Below are 18,475 nucleotides of genomic sequence, written 5' to 3'. Positions count from 1 at the left end.
CCCAGGGGCGTCGCTACGGACCGGCAAAGCCGGCTCCATGCGACCCGGATAGAGACACGCCAGCCTAATGCGGCGAGGGGCGCAGTACCATGAACAACAGAAACCTTCCGCAAGGACTTCCATGCTCGATCTGATTCTTAGACACTGCACGCTGCCCGATGGCCGCCAGAACATCGACATTGGCATCGCCAATGGCCGTATCGTGGCGCTGGAACCGGCGCTGAAGGCCGAGGCCGCGCAGACCGTGGACGCGGCGGGCCAGCTGGTGGCGCCGCCTTTCGTCGACGCGCACTTCCATATGGACTCCACGCTGTCCTTCGGACTGCCGCGCGTGAATCAGTCCGGCACGCTGCTGGAAGGCATCGCGCTGTGGGGCGAGCTCAAGCCGCTGTTGACGCAGGAAGCGCTGGTCGAGCGCGCGCTGGCCTATTGCGACTGGGCCGTGGCGCGCGGCCTGCTGGCCATCCGCTCGCATGTGGACGTGTGCGATCCGCGCCTCCTGGCCACGGAAGCGTTGCTGCACGTGCGCGAGAAGGTCAAACCCTACCTGGACCTGCAACTGGTCGCCTTCCCGCAGGACGGCGTGTTGCGCGCCCCCGGCGCCCTGGACAACCTCAAGCGCGCGCTGGACATGGGCGTGGACGTGGTGGGCGGCATTCCGCACTTCGAACGCACCATGCAGGACGGCGCGGAATCGGTGCGCATCCTGTGCGAACTGGCGGCCGAACGCGGCCTGCGCGTGGACATGCACTGCGATGAAAGCGACGACCCGCTGTCGCGCCACATCGAGACGCTGGCGTACCACACGCAGCGCCTGGGCCTGCAAGGCCGCGTGACAGGCTCGCACCTGACGTCCATGCACTCCATGGACAACTACTACGTCTCCAAGCTGATTCCGCTGATGCGCGAAGCCGGCGTGTCCGCCATCGCCAACCCGCTGATCAACATCACGCTGCAAGGCCGCCACGACACCTATCCGAAGCGCCGCGGCATGACGCGCGTGCCCGAGCTGCTGGCCGCTGGCGTGCCCGTGGCTTTCGGCCATGACTGCGTGATGGACCCCTGGTACAGCCTGGGTTCGGGCGACATGCTGGAAGTGGCGCACATGGGCCTGCACGTGGCCCAGATGACGGGCCAGGACGCCATGCGCGCCTGTTTCGAAGCCGTCACCACCACGCCGGCCAGGATCCTGGGCCTGGACGAGACCGGCCTGGCCGTCGGCAAGCGCGCCGATCTGGTGCTGCTGCAGGCGCGCGACGCCGTCGAGGCGCTGCGCCTGCGCGCCACCCGCCTGATGGTGCTGCGCGCGGGGCAGGTAGTGGCGACCACGCCGCCCGCCACCGCCACCCTGAACCTGCCAGGCCGTCCGAGCCAGGTCAGCTTCCAGACGCCGGCCCGCTGAGCGCGTCGGGCGCGGCGCTCACACCGCCGCGCCTTACTTCAGCGGCATGCAGATACGCGTCTGCAATTGCGCCGGCGGCGTAGTGCGCGGATCGTTCAGGTACTGCTCGAACATGGGAAAGTCCGCCGGCACCTCGCCGCTGGCCGGCAGCCATTGCGAGAACATCCAGTTGTAGGCCTTGTCCATCTCGTTATAGGGCCCGGTGTACGTCAGGATGGCGCAACGGCCTTCCGGAATCTCGAAGCGCTCCAGCTCGCCGCCCAGGTCGGCGTCCGGCGCCACCGACATGCCGGCCATGGACCGCAGCTGACTCGCAGGTACCTGCTCGGGGTCGTCGAAATACACGCCGTAGCCGATGGACTCCGGCTGCGCGATGCCGCGGCTGACGGCCAGCATGAAGGCGCGCGTGAACAGCGGGCCGATTTCCTGATAGCTGCCGCGATGCGACAGGACCGCCAGCGTCGCGCCCGGAAAGGTTTCGATCTTGATGGGATACATGCCTAGCTCCTGTGGGTCGAAGGGACGGGAGCGGACAGCCCGGTAGCGCCCCGGCGATATGCCGAAGGTCGCGCCGAATGCCCGGTTGAACGCTGCGTCCGACTCATAGCCGGCGCGCTGCGCCACCTCGCGCAAGGAAGCCTCGGAATTCCCCAACGCCACCGCCGCGCGGTGCATGCGGATGCGCTGCACGGTGGCGTTCACCGTCTCTCCCATCATGGCGCGGTAGACGCGATGGAAGTGGTACGGCGACAGGCAGGCCAGCTCGGCCAGCCGGTACAGGTCTGGATCGGCGTCGGGGTGGCTCGCCAGCCAGCGCAGGACGGGTTCCAGGCGCTGGCCATAGTGGTTCAGGGTTGCAGGCTTCATGCGGTCTCCTTGGAGAGCAATGTAGCGGGCCGGCCTTTGCAGATTTTGCGCTTTTTGCCCGCCCCCGGGGCAGGAGGCCGTCAGCGTCCGATCTCCCGGTTCCAGCGCGCGTTGAACGCGGGCCGGGTCTCGTTGATCTGATCCCAGTTCGGTATCTTGGCGTTCGACATGTAACCCTGGAATCGCTGCAGCGCGTCCGCGTGGCCCGCTGGCGCCAGCACATTGCGGTTGGACGGGAAATGCCCCCCCATCTCCAGCGCCTTCGCTTGCGCCTGCTCGGACAGCAGGTACAGCGCCAGCTTCTGCGACAGCTCCGGTTCGCTATTGCCGGCGACCACGCACTCGCCCACCATCAGGATCATCGAGCCCTCCCTGGGCTGCGCATATTCCACGTGCACGCCGCGCTTCTTCAGGCGGGTGATGGCCGTGGGTGTCCAGGGAAACAGCACCGCCTCGTCGTCCTGCACCATGTCGGCTAGGCGCGCCGAATCCGGCAGGTATGCACGCACGTTCGGGCCGACCACAGCCGGCCAGTGCGCGAAGCCCGGTCCATAGTTCTGATCGTCGCCGCCCAGGATGCGGTTGATCATCAGGAACGCGTGCAGACCGAAGGTGCTGCTCGAAGCCGACTGGACCACGACCTGGCCCCGGTACTTCGGATCGGCGAGGTCCATCCACGACGTCGGCGGCGCCCAGCCCCGCTCGGCGAACACCTTGGTGTTGTAGCCCAGGCCAGTCATGCCGATGTCGATGCCCGCGGCCATGCGGTCCTTCTTCAGGGCGGTGGGGTACAGCTCCTTCAGCACCGGATCTTCGTTGAGCTGCGTGCACAATCCCATGGAAATCGCGCGCGCCATGACGCCGTCGTCCAGGAACATGAGATGCAGCCGCGGCTTGCCCTTGTCGGCCTGGGCGCGCGCCAGCACCTCGGTCGACATGCCCGGCACCACCACGATCCTGACGTTGTGGGCGCGCTCGAAATCCGGAAATACGTACTGCGAGAACGCGCGCGCCATGTCGCCGCCGTTCATGCCCACGTACAGCGTGGTCTGCTGCGCCGCCGCCCCGGCCGACAACAGCACCGCCAGAGCCGCGCCCAGCAGCCGCCTGCCTGCGCCCAGGCGGCGCTGCCCATCTTGTTTGTTACGCGTCATAGAGTCTCCTGCATGGGCTCATGCGACCTCGCCAACCGGCGCGCCAACGAAAAAAGCCTGGCACGCTACCGTATCCAGGCTTTTTCTCATGGGCCGCCGAACCGTTCAGTTCGGGTAGGTTCCGGGCAGCAGGATGCTGCGGTCGCCGGGCTCGATCGAGCGACGGCCGCACAGCGCCATCGTCGTATCCATTTCCTTGTACAGGATCTCCAGCACGCGGGTCACGCCAGCCTGGCCATAGGCCCCCAGGCCGTAAAGGAAGGCGCGGCCGATCATGGCGCCGCGCGCGCCCAGCGCCACGGCCTTCAGGATGTCCTGGCCGGAACGCACGCCGCCGTCCATCCACACTTCGATCTTCGAACCCACGGCGTCGGCGATCGAAGGCAGGGCGGCGATGGACGACATGGCGCCGTCAAGCTGGCGCCCGCCGTGGTTGCTGACGATGAGCGCGTCGGCGCCGCTATTGGCGGCCAGCTGCGCGTCCTCGACATCCAGGATGCCCTTGATGATGAGCTTGCCGCCCCAACGCTGCTTGATCCATTCGACGTCGTCCCAGCTCAGGCGCGGGTCGAATTGTTCGGCGGTCCATGCCGACAGGGAGGACAGGTCGCTCACGCCCTTGGCGTGGCCGACGATGTTGCCGAAGGTGCGGCGCTTGGTGCCCAGCATGCCCATGCACCAGCGCGGCTTGGTGGCCAGGTTGATGAGATTGCGCAGGGTGGGCTTGGGCGGAGTGGACAGGCCGTTCTTGATGTCCTTGTGGCGCTGGCCCAGGATCTGCAGGTCCAGCGTCAGCACCAGCGCCGAGCAGCCGGCGGCCTTGGCGCGGTCGATCAGGTTGGCGACGAACTCGCGGTCGCGCATCACATAGAGCTGGAACCAGAAGGGTTTCTTGGTGGCCGCGGCCACGTCTTCCAGCGAACAGATGCTCATGGTGGACAGCGTGAACGGCACGCCGAAGTCCGCCGCCGCCTTGGCCGCCAGGATTTCGCCGTCCGCATGCTGCATGCCGGTCAGGCCCGTGGGCGAGATCGCCAGCGGCATGGTCACGTCGTGGCCCACCATGGTGGTGCGCAGCGACCGGCCTTCCATGTTCACCGCCACGCGCTGGCGCAGCTTGATCTTCTGGAAATCGCTTTCGTTGGCACGGTAGGTGCCTTCGGTCCAGGCGCCGGAATCCGCGTAGTCGTAGAACATGCGCGGCACGCGCTTCTGCGCAATGGCGCGCAGATCTTCGATGCAGGTGATCGTAGAAAGGTTAGCGGTCATGGAGTGGTCTATGGAGTGTTGGGGCGCCAGCTGCGGCTAGTTATTCTTGGACGCCGGGCCGCCAGCTGCGGGCAGCTCCAGCGATTGCGCGGGCCTCCCAGGCCTCGCAACGCCGCCCAGTATACGCGCCGAGGCCGGCAAGCGTTGCTTGCCGGCCTCGTTCGCCCCCCTTATCGCAGGGACTCTTGCGGCCCCTGCGCCCCCGTTATCGCGGCCAGACTTTGGACACGGCCCGGATCGTGGCCCAGGCCACCCAGCGTGGGCTGGTCAGCCGCGCGCCGGGCAGACGGCGCATCACGTCCACGGCCAGCCCGCCGCGCTTGTGCCACTGCTTCTTGCGGGTCTGGCTGTCGGTCCAGCGGCCCTCCAGCCACGGGAATTCGCGGCGGCCCGGCTTGTAGACCGGCGGCGTGTTGTAGATCAGGATGTAAGCCAGCCGCGGCGCCTGCGAGGTATTCGGCCCGGTGAAGTGCAGCGTGCGGGCGTCGTGCACCGTGATGCCGCCCGGGTCCAGGGGCTCCGGCACCGCCTGGTCGCGCGGAAAATCGCCGCAGCATTCCAGCGGATGCAGGGTCTTGTCGCCGCCCGGCGAACGGTGCTCCAGCACATCCCATTTGTTGGAACCCGGAATGAACTGCATGCAGCCGTTTTCCGTGGTGGCCGGCTGCAGCGCCAGCCAGATGCTGAGTTCGTTGTAGATGAAGTCCGGCGAGCGGAAAGCCTCGTCCTGGTGCCACGGCGTTTCCGGTCCGTGCGGCCCAGGCTTGAGCAGGGCGTGCTCGCCATACAGGGCGGCCTCGGGGCCCAGCAGCTGGCGCGCCAGCTCCAGGGTGCGCTCGTGGTACTCGGTCTTCAAGAGGCCCGGGGCATAATGGCGTGGATCGTGCAGGCTGGGAAACTTGGCGGGTTTGGACGGGTCGTCACGGCTCACAAAGTCATACTGCGCACCCTCGTTGTAGCCGGTCTTGTTCGCGAACAGGTCGAGCAGCGTCCTGCGGATGTAACCCACCTCGTCCTGCGGGCACATGTCCTTCAGGGCCAGGTAACCCTGTTCCCTGTAGCGCGCTGTCTCAGCTTCCGACAACAAACTGGTCTCTTCCATAATGGCTTCTCCAAGCTCTGGTAACGGGTGTTCCCGCTGGCACGTTTTGACATGAGCTCTAACGTATCGCCAGGCGTGCCCCCGGCCTATAGATCATCCGCCGTAGTCACTAACGTCTACGTACATCGCCGAGCGCGGCGCATCATCCAAGAGAGAATCGATGCAAGACCCTAAAGCCGATACCCATATCGAGACCGTGCACGTCACGATCACCGGCACCGTGCAGGGCGTGGGCTACCGCCACGCCACGGTCCGGCGCGCCCACATGCTGGGCGCCAAGGGCTGGGTGCAGAACCTGCCGAACGGCACGGTCGAAGCCATGGTGCAAGGCACCGCCGACCAGGTCGACCACATGCTGGAATGGCTGCGGCGCGGCCCCCCGGGCGCCAGCGTGCAGGAAATCACCACCCGCCGGGAGTACACCGATAAGCGTTACATCCGTTTCGAGCAGCTGTGAGGCCGTCGCCTCTGCTCGCCGTTATGGGCTAGTCTGGTCGGCCGATACGCACGCGAAAGGGAAAAAAGCGCCTGCCGGAAGGCTCAGCGCGTGCGCAGCCAGCGCCCGCCCAGCTGGTTGAAGAGCAGGCCGGCCAGCACGCAGGCCACGCCTACCCATTGCAGCGTCTCCAGGCGTTCGCCGAAGGCCACGGAAGCGGCCCATAGCCCCACCACGGGCACCAGCAACGAGAACGGTGCGATCTTGGCGGCGGCGTGGCGCGTGAGCAACTGCGTCCACAACGTGTAGGCCACCAAAGTGGCCAGCACCGCCAGGTACAACACCGACAGGATCTCTCCCCAGCCTATGTTCACGATCATGCCGACCACCGGCTGCCAGCCGTCGATCAGCACCGCCAGCAGCAGGAAAGGCAGCACCGGCGCGGCGCTGCTCCAGGCGATGAAGGCAAACGGGTCGTAGCCGGGCGACTTGCGGCTGGCCAGGCGCACGATTATGTTCGACACGGCCCACATGAACGCGCCGCCCAGCGTCAGCACGAAGCCCGCCATGGTCATCTGGCCCGGCCCTTCGCCGCGGCCGCCGGCGATGACCGCCAGCCCCAGCGCCGCCACGCCCAGCCCGATCCAGTGGTGGCGCTGCGCGCGCTCATGCAGGATGGGCGCGGCCAGCAGCAGCGTGAAGAAGGCCTGCGTCTGGATCACCAGCGAAGCCATGCCGGCCGGCATGCCGAACTTCAAGGCGGTGAACAGCAGTCCGAACTGGCCCAGGCCCTGGACCAATCCATACGCCGCGACCCAGCGCCACGGCAGCCTGGGCGCACGCACGAAGAGAATCAGGGGAAAGGCCGCCAGCGCGAATCTCAGGGCGCCCAGCAGCATGGGGGAGAGGCCCCGCATGCCGACTTTCATGGCGACGAAGTTGGTGCCCCAGATGACCACGACCGCCAGTGCGCAGAAATAGTCTTTTCGGGAAAGATGGGTCGTGGTCATGCGGCATTATCGCATCGCGACACCGCTGCTGAACGGAGCAGATCAGCCTGCGTTCAGCACCGTTTCGAAGGCCTGCACAGCCGCGTCGATGTCGGCGTCGCCGATGTGGCGGTGAGTCACGCAGCGCAGCCGCGTGCGGCCCCAGGGACGCACCAGCAAGCCCGCCGCCTGCAGGGCAGCCACCCACTCCGTGTTGCTCCTGCCCGTGTCGGCGGTTTCCACCTGCACGATGTTGGTCTGCGGTTCGGTGGCCGAAAGAGCCGGTCCCAGGCGGTTCACGCCCGCGCTCAGGCTGCGGGCGCGGACGTGGTCCTCCGCCAGCCGCCCGGTCATGGTCTGAACGCCTTCCAGGCCGGCCGCGGCCATGATGCCCGACTGGCGCTGCGTGCCGCCCAGCATGCGGCGCAGCACGCGCGCGCGGGCCATGACCGACTGGCTGCCGGCCAACACAGCGCCCACCGGCGCGCTCAGGCCCTTGGACAGGCACAGCGACACGGTATCGGCATGGCAGGCGATCTCGCCCGCCGCCACGCCCAGGGCCACGGCCGCGTTGTAAAGCCGCGCGCCATCCAGGTGCACCGGCACGCCCGCGGCATGCGCCAGGCCATGGACCGCCTGCATGTGATCAAGCGGCAGCACCGCGCCGGCCGCATTGTTGTGCGAGGTCTCCATCGTCACCAGCGCCGTCTTCAACCGGTGGCCGCCAGCCAGCAAAGCGTCCTCCAGGCGGTTCAGGTCCATGGCGCCATCAGAACCGGGCAGACCCAGGTAGAACGAGCCGGTGAACGTGGCCGCGCCGCGTTCGGACGTGTACATGTGGGCGGCCGACTCCAGCACCACCTGCTCATTGCGCTGCGTCTGCGCCAGCACCGCCAGCAGGTTGGCCATGGTGCAGCTGGGCACGAACAGCCCGCCTTCTTTGCCCAACTGCGCGGCCACATACGCCTCGAGCTCGCGTACGGTAGGGTCGCCATCCAGGCCGTCATCGCCGATGGGTGCGGTGCGCATGCGTTCATACATGGCCGCGGTGGGATGGGTGACCGTGTCGCTGCGCAGGTCGACGGGTGCGCGGGCGGCGGCGGAGGAGGTCTGGGTCATGGCTGTCAGTGCTGCAGGATTTTGGAAAGAAACTGGCGCGTGCGCGGCGCACGCTCCTCTACATCGCCGAAGAACTGCTCCTTGTCGCAGTCTTCCACGATCTTGCCGCCGTCCATGAAGATCACACGGTCGGCGACGCGGCGGGCGAATCCCATTTCGTGGGTCACCACCATCATCGTCATGCCTTCGGCGGCCAGGTCGGTCATCACGTCCAGCACTTCGTTGACCATCTCCGGATCCAGCGCCGAAGTCGGCTCGTCGAACAGCATCACCACCGGGTCCATCGACAGCGCGCGCGCGATCGCCACGCGCTGCTGCTGGCCGCCCGACAGCTCGCCGGGGTGCTTGTCCTTGTGCGCCGACAGGCCCACGCGCTCCAGCAGGGCCAGCGCGCGCTGGCGGGCTTCGTCCTTGCCGCGCTTGAGCACCTTGAGCTGGCCCAGGCACAGGTTCTCCGTCACCGACAGGTGCGGGAACAGCTCGAAATGCTGGAACACCATGCCGGCCACCGCGCGCAACTTGGGCAGGTTGGTACGCGGATCGCCCACCGAAATGCCGTTGACCTGGATCTCGCCCTTCTGGAAGGGCTCCAGCGCGTTCACGGTCTTGATCAGCGTGGACTTGCCCGAACCCGACGGCCCGCACACCACCACGACTTCGCCGCGGCCCACGGTGGTCGAGCAATCGTCCAGCACCTGGAAGTCGCCATACCACTTGCTGACCTGCTTGATCGCTATCATCGGGGGCTTGGAAGAGAGTTGCATTGTTGAAACCTGTGGATAACTGGAAGCGCTGCGCTAGCGCAGCACCCGCGTGCGCTTTTCCAGCAACTTGACCAGGCGGGACGCCGTGAAGCAGATCACGAAATACACCACCGCCACGAATAGATAGAGCTCCACCAGACGACCGTCGCGCTGACCGATCTTGGCCGCCGCGCCGAGGAAGTCGGTGAGAGACAGCACATACACCAGCGAGGTGTCCTGGAACAGGATGATGATGCGGGTCAAAAGCGCGGGCAGCATGTTGCGGAACGCCTGCGGCAACACCACGTAGCGCATGCCCTGCCAGTGGTTCAGCCCCAGCGCCATGCTGGCCGACACCTGGCCGCGCGCGATGGACTGGATGCCCGCGCGCATGATTTCGCAGAAGTACGCGGCCTCGAACAAGGTGAAGGTGATTACCGCCGAATTGAACGCCCCCACGCGCAGCGGCGTGGGCGACCCCACCACCCAGGCGGCGATGTAGGGCATCAGGAAGTAGAACCAGAAGATCACCAGCAGAAGCGGGATCGAGCGCATCACGTTCACGTAGATGCCCGCCGGCACCGACAGGATCTTGAAGCGCGACAGCCGCATCATGGCCAGCAGCGTGCCCAGCGCCAGGCCCATCACGCCCGCCAGCGCGGTCAGCGTCAGCGTGAAGGTCATGCCCGTCTTGAACAGATAGGGCAGCGCCGCCCAGATCACGTCGAAATCGAATTTGCCCATGGTGTCGTCCTAGGGCCTTTTCGCCGAACCGATCAGTCCGGGCACCGCAACATGGCGTTCGAGCAGGCGCATGCCCAGCACCACCACGCCGTTGATGATCAGGTAGATCACCGTGGCGGCGGAAAACGCCTCGAAGATGTGGAAGCTGAATTCCGCCATCGAGCGCGCCTGGCCGGTCAGCTCCAGGAGCCCTATCGTCAGCGCCACCGACGAATACTTGATGGTGCCCATGAACTCGGAGGTCAGGGGCGGCAGCACGATGCGGAACGCTTCCGGCAGGATGATGTAGCGGTACACCTGCGCCTCGGTCAGGCCCAGCGCCGTGCCCGCCTGGAACTGGCCGCGCGGCAGCGACTGTATGCCCGCGCGCAGCTGCTCGGCCACGCGCGCCGATCCATAGAACCCCAGGCACAGCACCGCGGGAACGAACTGGCCCCAGGGTTGCGGCATCTGCTTCATGGCCAGGCCCCAGGCATGCGGCAGCAATTCGGGCAACACGAAGTACCACAGGAACATCTGCACCAGCAGCGGGATGTTGCGGAACACCTCCACATAGGTCGCGCCCAGCGCATTCATCAGGCGGGAGCTGGCGGTGCGCATCACGCCCAGTACTGATCCCAGCAATAGCGAGAACACCCACGCCGTCAGGGCCAGCGCCAGGGTCCAGCCCACGCCGATGAAGATCGTCTCCAGAAAGGTATGCACGCCGTCCGGCGACATATCCAGGAAGACGCTCCAGCTCCAGTTGTAATTCATGCCCCGTCCCTTGATGGCGATGCCCGCCGCGCCTGGCGGCCGGCGTCCTTGCTAGCAAGCCGCGGGACGCCAGGCGTCCCGCGCACAGCCTGCTTACTCGTACGCCTTGGGATCGCCGGAATCGGTCGGATTGGCCAGCGCGCGCTTGAGCGCATCGCTCATCGGGTACTTCAGGTTGATCTGCTTGGGCGGGATCGGCGCATTGAAATACTTGTCGTAGATCGCGGCCACCTTGCCCGTCTTGATCAGGTCGCGCACGGCATCGTCCACCACCTTCTTGAAGGCCGGGTCGTCCTTGGGTTCCATGATGCCGTAGGGCGCCATTTCCAGGCCCTTGGTGCCGATCACGAAGGCGTCGGGGTTCTTGGACGACGCCACCGCGCCATAAGCGATGCCGTCGTCGTTGGCCGAGCCCGCGGCGCGGCCGGATTCCACCATCAAAATGGTTTCGGCGGTGTCCTTGGTCGGCGCCATGGTGATACCCAGGTTGCCCTTGGCGTTCAGCTGCGAGATCAGCCGGAAGGTCTGGCCGCCGGCCTGCGCGGCGATGGATTTGCCGCGGAAGGACTCCAGGTTGTTGGGATCCACGCCGCCGTCCTTGCGCGCCACCAGCACCACCTGCGCCACGAAGGTCGTAGGCGCGAACGACACCAGCTTATGGCGTTCGAGGTTATTGGTGGTGTTGCCGCATTCCAGGTCGATGGTGCCATTGGCCAGCAACGGAATGCGCGTGGCGGAAGTCGTCGGGTTGTAGCGCACTTCCAGCTTGGGCAGCTTCAGGGCGGCCTTCACGTACTGGGCGACTTCCTGGCAGATCTCCACTGTGTAACCGATCGGCTTCTGGTTGCCGTCCAGATAGGCGAATGGGACCGAGGTCTCCGGATGGCCCAGCGTGATCACGCCGGTTTCCTTGATCTTGTCCAGGCGGCTGGGGCCTTCGGCGTGGGCGGTTGCGGCGCTGCCCAGGAAGGCCGCGGCGACGGAGATCGCAGCAAGTGCTTTCATCTGATTCCCTTGGCGCCGTTCGAGCGGCGCATGTTTATGTTCACGATCGACGGCGCCAGCCAGGCTGACAGCCGCCTCGTCCCGCGATGAGCCCCGCGGCTGGCGAAAAGTATCAACTAGCGGTATGGTTTTATCCAGTTCCAATCGAGTATTCCTCTATACGGATTTGACATGGCCATTCCACGGATGGGCTTGAGACACATTGAGGCGTTCCGCGCCGTGATGATGACCGGCTCCATGACCGCCGCCGCACGGCGCGTGCACACCTCGCAGCCGCACGTTAGCCGCTTAATTGCGCAATTGGAAGCCATTACCCAGTTCGCCTTGTTCGACCGCAATGGCAGCCGCCTGACCCCGACGCAGGACGGGTCGCGCTTCTTCCAGGAAGTGGAAAAGACCTTCATCGGCCTGGCCGGCCTGGAATCGGCGGCGGCCAGCATCCGCTCGTTCAGCGCCAGCCGCCTGAGCGTAGCCGCCATGCCGCGGCTGGCAGGCGGGCTGCTGGCGCGCATCGTCGCGGCCTTCAAGACGGAATACCCGGACGTGATGGTGTCCATCCATTCCGGCAACGCCAGCACGGTGCACAACTGGATCAGTTCGGGGTTCTGCGACACGGGCCTGGCCATGCTGTCGGGAGATTCCCCCGGCATCCAGGTCGAACCGGTATTGACCATGAGCTGCGTCGCGGTGGTACCCAAGGACCATCGCCTGACCAAGCTGAAAAAGCTCAAGCCGGCGGACTTCGCCGGCGAGCCTTTCGTGGCCTTCACCAGCGGCACGCCGCTGCGCGAGAAAATCGACGCCGTGTTCAGGACAGCCAAGGTCGAACGCCAGACCGTCGCCGAGGCCGGCCTGGGTTCGTCGATCTGCGCCCTGGTCGGCGCAGGATTGGGCGTGGCGCTCATCAACCCGCTGGCCGCGCGCGAGGAATACGCCGCCCACAACGTCGAAATCCGCCCCTTCAGCCCCGCCGTGCCGGTGACGGTGGCGCTGCTGTACCCGCCGTACCATACGCGCACACGGCTGGTCAGCGTGTTTTCACGTTATGCGCACCAGCTCATGCAGGAAGAGATGGGGGATCTGAAGGCGCGGCCGGGGCGGTGACGCCGCGCGCTGGTGCCATCAGCGCTCTGCGGCCCCTTGCTCCAGATAGCGTTGGGCCTCGCCCGACTGCTTCAGCGCCTCCCACTGCGCCAGCGTCAACTGCGGCATCTGGAAAGCCGCCTGCGGCCGGCAATACCAGCCGGGGTTATGCAGCCGCGCCAGCAGGTCCATCGCGGGGCCATCCAGATAGAGATGCTCGCGGTCCGCCACCACGTCATCGCGCACGTGCATGGCCGCGACCTGCGCCACGATCAGGCTGCGGCGGTCGATGCGCATCAGTTCATGCACGCGGCACTCGAACGCCACAGGCGACTGCGCCACCCAGGGCACTTCGATGCGCCGCGACGGCGACAGCTCCAGGCCAGCCTCCCGGGACTCGTCCACGTCCGCCGGAAAATCCACCGCCGTCACGTTCATCCGGCCAGCCTGCGGGGCGGATACCAGACTCACGGTGAACTCGCCGCGTTCGGCGATGTTGCGCGCGGTGTCCTTGGGCGCGTCGCCGCGCACGCCGATGCCGACGCAGATCAGCGGCGGATCGCCCGACATCAGGTTAAAAAACGAGAACGGCGCCACGTTCGTCGTCCCTGCGGCGTCGCGCGACACGATCCAGGCGATGGGCCGCGGCACGATCGCCGCGGTCAGCAGCTTGTAGCGCGCCGGGCCCGCCAGGTCATTCAGATCGATGAACATGGCTTATCCCCAGCCCCTCAGTCCCGGCCCTGCGACGGCGCAGCGCCTTGCGCGGCCTTCGCGTCGGCAAAGGCGCGGTCGCTGCGCTTGCAACGGCAGCGGCCGATCTGATGCAGCTCGATCAAGTTGCCCACCGGGTCGCGCAGGAACAGCTGCATGAGCTCGGGCGCGGCCACGTTGTCCAGCTTCCAATAATCCACCGCAAGGCGCTGCAGTTCCGTCTCGGCCGCCGCGATATCGCGCACGGCCAGCGCCACGTGGTTTTCCACAGGATCACAGCCCGGACCTTGGGAATAGGGCGAGGGGCCGTCGCTGCCCAGCAGGTGGATCTGGCAGTCGTTGCCCATGTCCAGGAAGTACCCGGCGATGCCCGGAATCTCCCAGCGGCCACGGTCTGTGTCCAGTCCCAGCACGTCTCCGTAGAACGCGCCCATGGCCGCGACCTTGTCCAGCGACATGCGCACGGCGTGATGATGCAGTTCCAGAACTTCCAGCGCCATTTGTCTCTCCTCGTTTCTCATACGGCCTGCGCCCACGCGCGGCCACGGCTCGAATGTTGGTCCCGGACGGGATGCCGGGGAATGCCGTCTGGCGCAATCCAGAAGTGCAGCAGACGCAACCCTGAAACGCCCGCCCGGTTTGCCCGCCGCGCTATGCTTGGTCACATGAAACCGCTAGACCTGAATCTGCTATTGACCCTGGACGTTCTGATCCAGGAAGGCAGCGTCGTCGGCGCGGCGCGCCGGCTGAACCTGAGCACTCCCGCCATGAGCCGCAGCCTGGCGCGCATCCGCGAAGCCGTCGGCGACCCCGTGCTGGTACGCTCCGGCCGCGGCCTCGCGCCCACGCCTCGGGCGCTGGCCCTGCACGCGCAGGTGCGCCATGTGATCGAACAGGCGCAGGCCGTCTTCACGGCCTTCGGCGAGGACGTCAATCTGGCGACCCTGACGCGCGTCTTTACCTTGCGCGCCAACGATGTGTTCGTGGGCGGCTACGGCGGCCGGCTGCGCGAACACCTGCGCCGCTACGCGCCCCGCGCCGTGCTGCGCTTCGTCTCCGAAGGCAATCACGACGCCGACGCGCTCAGCGGCGATGCCGACCTCTATATCGGTTCTTCCCAGAAGTTCGGCGCCGACATCAAGGTGCAGACCCTGTTCACCACCGCCTTCTGCGGACTGGCACGCAAGGAACACCCGATCTTCAAGGCGCCCATCACCCCGCGGCGCTTCTGCGCCTACGACCACGTCAGCGTCTCGCGCCGGGGACGTGCGCACGGACCAATAGACGACACCCTGGAAGAACTGGGACTGGCGCGCCACGTCACGCTGATCACGCCCACCTTCCACGCCGCGATCTTCGCGCTGGCCGATTCCGACCTGGTGCTGCCGTCCATGCCCCAGAACCTGATGCCCGGCGTCGAACGCCTGGGCCTGAAGCTGAGCGCCTTCGAGGTGCCGGTGCCCATGCGCCCGGTCACCGTGGTGCAGGCCTGGCCGCCGCGACTGGACAGCGACCCCGCCCACCGCTGGCTAAGGCAGACGATCAAGCAGGTTTGCGGCACGCCGCCGGATGCGGCGGCCGCCGCTTAGCAGCCGCTCAGGCTCCGGGCGCTGGCGGGCTTCGATTCCCGCAAATCCAGCCACGCCACCAGCAACAACCCGCCGGCCAACCCCAGGTGTTCAAAGAACGAGTTGGCCGCCATGAAGCGTTCCTGCCCCACCGGCATCTCCCAGAATCTCAGCGCGATCCCGGTCGCCACCAGCGTGAAGGCGGCCAGTGCCAGCGCACCCAGCCATCGCAACCGGCCCGTCAGGATCATGAGCGAAGCGACCAGTTCCAACGCAATCACCAGCACCGCGAACAAGGGCTCAGGCGACAGCCCGAAATGCGCCATTTCGCGCAGCGCCCCCGGAAAATCGAAGAGCTTCACCAGCCCGCCCTGCAGGTAGGCGGCGCATAGCCCCAGATAGGCCAGGAACCGCAGCGCCGAGGCGCCGAACAGCGGGCGGGCCAAGCCGGCCAGCCGACGTTCCCATTGGAAAGCAGCGTTCATGGCCAACCTCCTCAGACAGCCCAGCAGGAGCAGCCCAGCGCGCCGAAGAAGCCCTGCAGATCGGAGCTGGGCGCATTGGATGCCCATGCGCGGGCATGGTCGTGTCCATGCAGGCCGCAAGAGCTGGCGCACGCGCAGGCCGCCATGTTGCGGTAGCCCAGCGAATTACGGCCGGCGCCGTCAGGATCGCCCCAGGCGCCATAGCCGCCGAACAGCCGGGTAGGCGACCAGTCGGGCATGGCGGGCGGCAGCGGGTTGTCGTCCAGCGGCGCGAACTCTCCCGCGCCGTAGACCACGCGCCCGCCCACCACGGTCAGGTCCGAGGTCAGGAAGGAGATCTCGTCCTCGGTGCAGCTGAAGTAGTCCTTGTCCGGCACGATGAAGTCGGCCAGCTGGCCGGGTTCGATGCGGCCGCGCTTGCCTTCCTCGTTGGAGAACCAGGCCACGTTCTCGGTCCACATGCGCAGCGCGGTCTCGCGGTCCAGGCAGTTGCGCGCAGGGTAGAGGCGGGTGCCGCCCACGGTCTTGCCGGTGACCATCCAGGACAAGGACACCCAGGGGTTATAGGACGCGACGCGGGTCGCATCGGTGCCGGCCGAGACCTTCACGCCGCGCTGCAGGATCTTGGCGACAGGCGGCGTGGCTTCGGCGGCCTTTGCGCCGTAGCGTTCGATGAAATACTCGCCCTGGTAGGCCATGCGGTGCTGCACGGCAATGCCGCCACCCAGCGCCGCGATGCGGTCGATCGATTTGTCGGAGATGGTTTCGGCGTGGTCGAAGAACCAGTTCAGCCCGGTCAGCGGCGTATCGCGATGCACTTTCTCGAACACGTCCAGCGCGCGCGAGATGGTCTCGTCGTAGGTGGCGTGCAAGCGCCATGGCCACTTGTTCTGCACCAGCACGCGCACGACCTCTTCCAGTTCGCCTTCCATCTCGGGCGGCATGTCCGGACGCTCGACGCGAAAGTCCTCGAAGTCGGCTGCCGAGAACACCAGCATTTCGCCCGCGCCGTTGTGGCGGAAGTAGTCGCTGCCCTGCTTGTACTTCACGCTCGACGTCCAGTTAAGAAAGTCCTCCTTTTCCTGCTTGGGCTTTTGCGTGAAGAGGTTATAGGCCAAACGCACCGTCATCTGATTCTCGTCGGCCAGCTTCTGGATCACGGCGTAGTCGTCCGGATAGTTCTGGAAGCCGCCGCCCGCATCGATCACGCCGGTCACGCCCAGCCGGTTCAGCTCGCGCATGAAGTGGCGCGTGGAGTTGACCTGGTAGTCGAAGGGCAGCTTGGGACCCTTGGCCAGCGTGGCGTACAGGATGGTCGCGTTGGGTTTGGCCAGCAGCAGCCCCGTGGGATTGCCCTGGCCATCGCGCATGATCTCGCCGCCCGGCGGATTGGGCGTGGTCTTGGTATAGCCCACCGCGCGCAGCGCAGCGCCGTTGAGCAGCGCGCGGTCATACAGGTGCAGGATGAACACCGGAGTGTCGGGCGCGATGGCGTTGATCTCTTCGATCGTGGGCAGGCGCTTCTCGGCGAACTGATGCTCGGTGAAGCCGCCCACCACGCGCACCCATTGCGGCGCGGGCGTGATCGCGACCTGGCGCTTCAACATGGCCATGGCGTCGGCCAGCGAGCGCACGCCGTCCCAGCGCAGCTCCATGTTGTAGTTCAGGCCGCCACGCACCACGTGGGTGTGATTGTCGAACAGGCCAGGCAAGGCCGCGCGGCGCTTCAGGTCGACGACCCGCGTGCCGGCGCCTGCCAGCGCCATGACTTCGGCATCGGAACCAACAGCCACGAAACGGCCGTTCTTGATCGCGACGGCGCTGGCCTGTGGCTTGCTGCGGTCCAGCGTGGTGATGCGGCCATTGTGGAAAATGACGTCCGGCGTGGCGTTGGACATGTTGGGGTCTCCTTTGGAACTGGCGATGGCGGGGCGTCCCAACATACCGTTGAGCGCCAGGGCGGAAGCTACACCGATAAGGTCGCGGCGGGTAGGCATGCAATATCTCCTGGATGCGGGAACCGGCTCAGCCGTGTTCCTTGTCTTGGGCCTGATGGCGGCCGGGCAATTGCCCGAGCACGTGGCTGACGGCTTTTTCCTTGTCGCAGGCGGCGACAAAGGCGGTACCGTTCAGCAGTTGCCTGCCCACCGGAATGACCTGTTCACCGACCAATATGCCCAGCAGGCCGATCAGCGCCACCAGCGGCGGGGCGGGCGAGCGGACCTGCAAAAGGCTGTAGACCACGCCGACCAGCAGTCCGGCGCCCAGGGAAAGCAGATAGATCTTCATGTGCGTCCTCGCGTTGTGTAGGGGTTATGAGCACGGCGCTCATGCGTGCGTATCGGCCAGGAGCACTTCGGCGTCGTCCAGGGCCATAAGGCGCACATCGGTTTCGTCCCGGATGGCGGCGCCGTCGCCTGAGCCGATCTCCACCCCGTTGACTTGCAATCTGCCCTTGGAGGCGACCAGATAGCCGCGGCGGCGGCCGCGCGCGAAGCGGTAGGTGGCGGCTTCGCCTGCTTTGAGCGCCACCGCAAGCACGCGCGCGTCGCTGCGGATGGGCAGCGCGTCTTCATCGCCGTCGATACCGCTGGCAAGCGTGATGAACTGGCCCTTGCAGGCTTCGCGGGTAAAGGACTTCCGGCCCCAGCTGGGCGGCGCGCCGCGGCGGTCGGGTTCGATCCAGATCTGGAACACATGCGCCGGACCGCCTTCCATATTGAATTCGGCATGCGTCACGCCACTGCCTGCGCTCACGACCTGCACCTCGCCAGCGCTGGTGCGGCCGCGATTGCCCAGATCGTCTTCATGGGTGAGCGCGCCTTCCCGCACGCAGGTGATGATTTCCACGTCAGCATGCAGCGAAGGCGGAAAGCCCGCGCCCGGTGCGATGGTTTCGTCGTTCCAAGCGCGCAGCGCGCCCCAGTTCATGCGTGCGGGGTCCTGGTAGGCCGCGAAGGAAAAGTGGTGCTTGGCATCGAGCCAGCCGCGGCGTTCGTGGCCCAGGCTCGCAAGCGGACGGCGCTCAATCATGGTGCG

Annotated in this window: 20 protein-coding genes; 4 read left to right on the top strand and 16 right to left on the bottom strand. The window is 66.4% G+C overall.

Going from position 1 to position 18,475, the window contains the following annotated elements; all coding sequences use genetic code 11:
• Positions 1-121: 121 nt before the first annotated feature.
• Entirely contained in the window at positions 122-1,402 is a 1,281-nt protein-coding gene (locus HV766_RS17940; protein ID WP_054455742.1) for an amidohydrolase family protein, read from the top strand.
• Between the two features lie 33 nt (positions 1,403-1,435).
• Here the strand turns inward: HV766_RS17940 and HV766_RS17935 are convergent, their stop codons facing one another.
• The 4 genes from HV766_RS17935 to HV766_RS17920 all read right to left on the bottom strand — a co-directional run bounded on the left by HV766_RS17935 (position 1,436) and on the right by HV766_RS17920 (position 5,794).
• Positions 1,436-2,269 carry an AraC family transcriptional regulator gene (locus HV766_RS17935; RefSeq protein ID WP_119449788.1) on the bottom strand — a complete coding sequence of 278 codons (834 nt, stop codon included), beginning with the start codon at positions 2,267-2,269 and terminating at the stop codon, positions 1,436-1,438.
• A gap of 80 nt (positions 2,270-2,349) precedes the next feature.
• Entirely contained in the window at positions 2,350-3,423 is a 1,074-nt protein-coding gene (locus HV766_RS17930; protein ID WP_175181614.1) for an extracellular solute-binding protein, read from the bottom strand.
• 105 nt (positions 3,424-3,528) lie between these two features.
• Positions 3,529-4,692: an alpha-hydroxy acid oxidase gene (locus HV766_RS17925; protein ID WP_054455749.1), complete on the bottom strand. Its 1,164-nt coding sequence runs from the start codon at positions 4,690-4,692 to the stop codon at positions 3,529-3,531.
• 205 nt (positions 4,693-4,897) lie between these two features.
• Complete coding sequence (locus HV766_RS17920; protein ID WP_054455751.1) at positions 4,898-5,794, bottom strand: phytanoyl-CoA dioxygenase family protein; 897 nt, start codon at positions 5,792-5,794, stop codon at positions 4,898-4,900.
• 160 nt (positions 5,795-5,954) lie between these two features.
• Here HV766_RS17920 and HV766_RS17915 point away from each other — a divergent pair, with 160 nt between their 5' ends.
• The gene (locus HV766_RS17915) at positions 5,955-6,251 is read left to right on the top strand and encodes an acylphosphatase (RefSeq protein ID WP_054455753.1); all 297 of its coding nucleotides are present in this window, start codon (positions 5,955-5,957) and stop codon (positions 6,249-6,251) included.
• Between the two features lie 83 nt (positions 6,252-6,334).
• Here the strand turns inward: HV766_RS17915 and HV766_RS17910 are convergent, their stop codons facing one another.
• The 6 genes from HV766_RS17910 to HV766_RS17885 all read right to left on the bottom strand — a co-directional run bounded on the left by HV766_RS17910 (position 6,335) and on the right by HV766_RS17885 (position 11,586).
• Complete coding sequence (locus HV766_RS17910) at positions 6,335-7,240, bottom strand: EamA family transporter (protein WP_054455755.1); 906 nt, start codon at positions 7,238-7,240, stop codon at positions 6,335-6,337.
• A gap of 42 nt (positions 7,241-7,282) precedes the next feature.
• Entirely contained in the window at positions 7,283-8,338 is a 1,056-nt protein-coding gene (locus HV766_RS17905; protein ID WP_175181613.1) for a threonine aldolase family protein, read from the bottom strand.
• Between the two features lie 5 nt (positions 8,339-8,343).
• Complete coding sequence (locus HV766_RS17900; protein ID WP_041652034.1) at positions 8,344-9,078, bottom strand: amino acid ABC transporter ATP-binding protein; 735 nt, start codon at positions 9,076-9,078, stop codon at positions 8,344-8,346.
• 57 nt (positions 9,079-9,135) lie between these two features.
• A complete protein-coding gene (locus tag HV766_RS17895; RefSeq protein ID WP_054455759.1) occupies positions 9,136-9,825 on the bottom strand; it encodes an amino acid ABC transporter permease in 690 nt (229 codons plus the stop codon).
• Positions 9,826-9,834: 9 nt separating this feature from the next.
• Complete coding sequence (locus HV766_RS17890) at positions 9,835-10,581, bottom strand: amino acid ABC transporter permease (RefSeq protein ID WP_054455762.1); 747 nt, start codon at positions 10,579-10,581, stop codon at positions 9,835-9,837.
• 93 nt (positions 10,582-10,674) lie between these two features.
• On the bottom strand, positions 10,675-11,586 hold the full coding sequence (locus tag HV766_RS17885) for an amino acid ABC transporter substrate-binding protein (RefSeq protein ID WP_054455764.1): 912 nt from the start codon (positions 11,584-11,586) through the stop codon (positions 10,675-10,677).
• Between the two features lie 171 nt (positions 11,587-11,757).
• Here HV766_RS17885 and HV766_RS17880 point away from each other — a divergent pair, with 171 nt between their 5' ends.
• Positions 11,758-12,690, top strand: a complete 933-nt coding sequence (locus HV766_RS17880; RefSeq protein ID WP_175181612.1) for a LysR substrate-binding domain-containing protein — start codon at positions 11,758-11,760, stop codon at positions 12,688-12,690.
• Positions 12,691-12,708: 18 nt separating this feature from the next.
• Here HV766_RS17880 and HV766_RS17875 read toward each other — a convergent pair whose 3' ends face one another.
• On the bottom strand, positions 12,709-13,383 hold the full coding sequence (locus HV766_RS17875; protein ID WP_054455767.1) for a flavin reductase family protein: 675 nt from the start codon (positions 13,381-13,383) through the stop codon (positions 12,709-12,711).
• A gap of 17 nt (positions 13,384-13,400) precedes the next feature.
• Complete coding sequence (locus tag HV766_RS17870; RefSeq protein ID WP_054455770.1) at positions 13,401-13,883, bottom strand: VOC family protein; 483 nt, start codon at positions 13,881-13,883, stop codon at positions 13,401-13,403.
• A 165-nt stretch (positions 13,884-14,048) separates the two neighbouring features.
• Between HV766_RS17870 and HV766_RS17865 the strand changes: the two genes are divergently transcribed.
• Positions 14,049-14,972, top strand: coding sequence for a LysR family transcriptional regulator (locus tag HV766_RS17865; RefSeq protein ID WP_175181611.1), 924 nt, complete (start codon positions 14,049-14,051; stop codon positions 14,970-14,972).
• On the opposite strand, the gene HV766_RS17860 is transcribed toward HV766_RS17865, so the two are convergent.
• The 4 genes from HV766_RS17860 to HV766_RS17845 all read right to left on the bottom strand — a co-directional run bounded on the left by HV766_RS17860 (position 14,969) and on the right by HV766_RS17845 (position 18,469).
• Complete coding sequence (locus HV766_RS17860; RefSeq protein ID WP_054455774.1) at positions 14,969-15,436, bottom strand: DoxX family protein; 468 nt, start codon at positions 15,434-15,436, stop codon at positions 14,969-14,971. The two genes, HV766_RS17865 and HV766_RS17860, sit on opposite strands and share 4 nt — an antisense overlap.
• Before the next feature lie 11 nt (positions 15,437-15,447).
• Positions 15,448-17,334, bottom strand: coding sequence for an amidohydrolase (locus HV766_RS17855; RefSeq protein ID WP_054455776.1), 1,887 nt, complete (start codon positions 17,332-17,334; stop codon positions 15,448-15,450).
• 127 nt (positions 17,335-17,461) lie between these two features.
• Complete coding sequence (locus HV766_RS17850; RefSeq protein ID WP_054455778.1) at positions 17,462-17,725, bottom strand: XapX domain-containing protein; 264 nt, start codon at positions 17,723-17,725, stop codon at positions 17,462-17,464.
• 39 nt (positions 17,726-17,764) lie between these two features.
• A complete protein-coding gene (locus tag HV766_RS17845; protein ID WP_054455780.1) occupies positions 17,765-18,469 on the bottom strand; it encodes a pirin family protein in 705 nt (234 codons plus the stop codon).
• Positions 18,470-18,475 lie beyond the last annotated feature (6 nt).

This window comes from Achromobacter aegrifaciens, from assembly GCF_902859735.1.
In the GTDB taxonomy this organism is placed as follows: Bacteria; Pseudomonadota; Gammaproteobacteria; order Burkholderiales; family Burkholderiaceae_B; genus Achromobacter; species Achromobacter aegrifaciens.
The sequence above is the reverse complement of the archived record's forward strand: the minus strand, read 5'-3'. Positions and strand labels throughout refer to the sequence as shown.

Bases quoted from the DNA above. Each gene is read 5' to 3' on its own strand.
- HV766_RS17890 (WP_054455762.1), bottom strand. From the start codon at position 10,581: ATGAATTACAACTGGAGCTGGAGCGTCTTCCTGGATATGTCGCCGGAC.
- HV766_RS17900 (WP_041652034.1), bottom strand. From the start codon at position 9,078: ATGATAGCGATCAAGCAGGTCAGCAAGTGGTATGGCGACTTCCAGGTG.
- HV766_RS17845 (WP_054455780.1), bottom strand. From the start codon at position 18,469: ATGATTGAGCGCCGTCCGCTTGCGAGCCTGGGCCACGAACGCCGCGGC.
- HV766_RS17935 (WP_119449788.1), bottom strand. From the start codon at position 2,269: ATGAAGCCTGCAACCCTGAACCACTATGGCCAGCGCCTGGAACCCGTC.
- HV766_RS17920 (WP_054455751.1), bottom strand. From the start codon at position 5,794: ATGGAAGAGACCAGTTTGTTGTCGGAAGCTGAGACAGCGCGCTACAGG.
- HV766_RS17870 (WP_054455770.1), bottom strand. From the start codon at position 13,883: ATGGCGCTGGAAGTTCTGGAACTGCATCATCACGCCGTGCGCATGTCG.
- HV766_RS17885 (WP_054455764.1), bottom strand. From the start codon at position 11,586: ATGAAAGCACTTGCTGCGATCTCCGTCGCCGCGGCCTTCCTGGGCAGC.
- HV766_RS17865 (WP_175181611.1), top strand. From the start codon at position 14,049: ATGAAACCGCTAGACCTGAATCTGCTATTGACCCTGGACGTTCTGATC.
- HV766_RS17905 (WP_175181613.1), bottom strand. From the start codon at position 8,338: ATGACCCAGACCTCCTCCGCCGCCGCCCGCGCACCCGTCGACCTGCGC.
- HV766_RS17855 (WP_054455776.1), bottom strand. From the start codon at position 17,334: ATGTCCAACGCCACGCCGGACGTCATTTTCCACAATGGCCGCATCACC.
- HV766_RS17915 (WP_054455753.1), top strand. From the start codon at position 5,955: ATGCAAGACCCTAAAGCCGATACCCATATCGAGACCGTGCACGTCACG.
- HV766_RS17895 (WP_054455759.1), bottom strand. From the start codon at position 9,825: ATGGGCAAATTCGATTTCGACGTGATCTGGGCGGCGCTGCCCTATCTG.
- HV766_RS17940 (WP_054455742.1), top strand. From the start codon at position 122: ATGCTCGATCTGATTCTTAGACACTGCACGCTGCCCGATGGCCGCCAG.
- HV766_RS17860 (WP_054455774.1), bottom strand. From the start codon at position 15,436: ATGAACGCTGCTTTCCAATGGGAACGTCGGCTGGCCGGCTTGGCCCGC.
- HV766_RS17880 (WP_175181612.1), top strand. From the start codon at position 11,758: ATGGCCATTCCACGGATGGGCTTGAGACACATTGAGGCGTTCCGCGCC.
- HV766_RS17925 (WP_054455749.1), bottom strand. From the start codon at position 4,692: ATGACCGCTAACCTTTCTACGATCACCTGCATCGAAGATCTGCGCGCC.
- HV766_RS17910 (WP_054455755.1), bottom strand. From the start codon at position 7,240: ATGACCACGACCCATCTTTCCCGAAAAGACTATTTCTGCGCACTGGCG.
- HV766_RS17875 (WP_054455767.1), bottom strand. From the start codon at position 13,383: ATGTTCATCGATCTGAATGACCTGGCGGGCCCGGCGCGCTACAAGCTG.
- HV766_RS17930 (WP_175181614.1), bottom strand. From the start codon at position 3,423: ATGACGCGTAACAAACAAGATGGGCAGCGCCGCCTGGGCGCAGGCAGG.
- HV766_RS17850 (WP_054455778.1), bottom strand. From the start codon at position 17,725: ATGAAGATCTATCTGCTTTCCCTGGGCGCCGGACTGCTGGTCGGCGTG.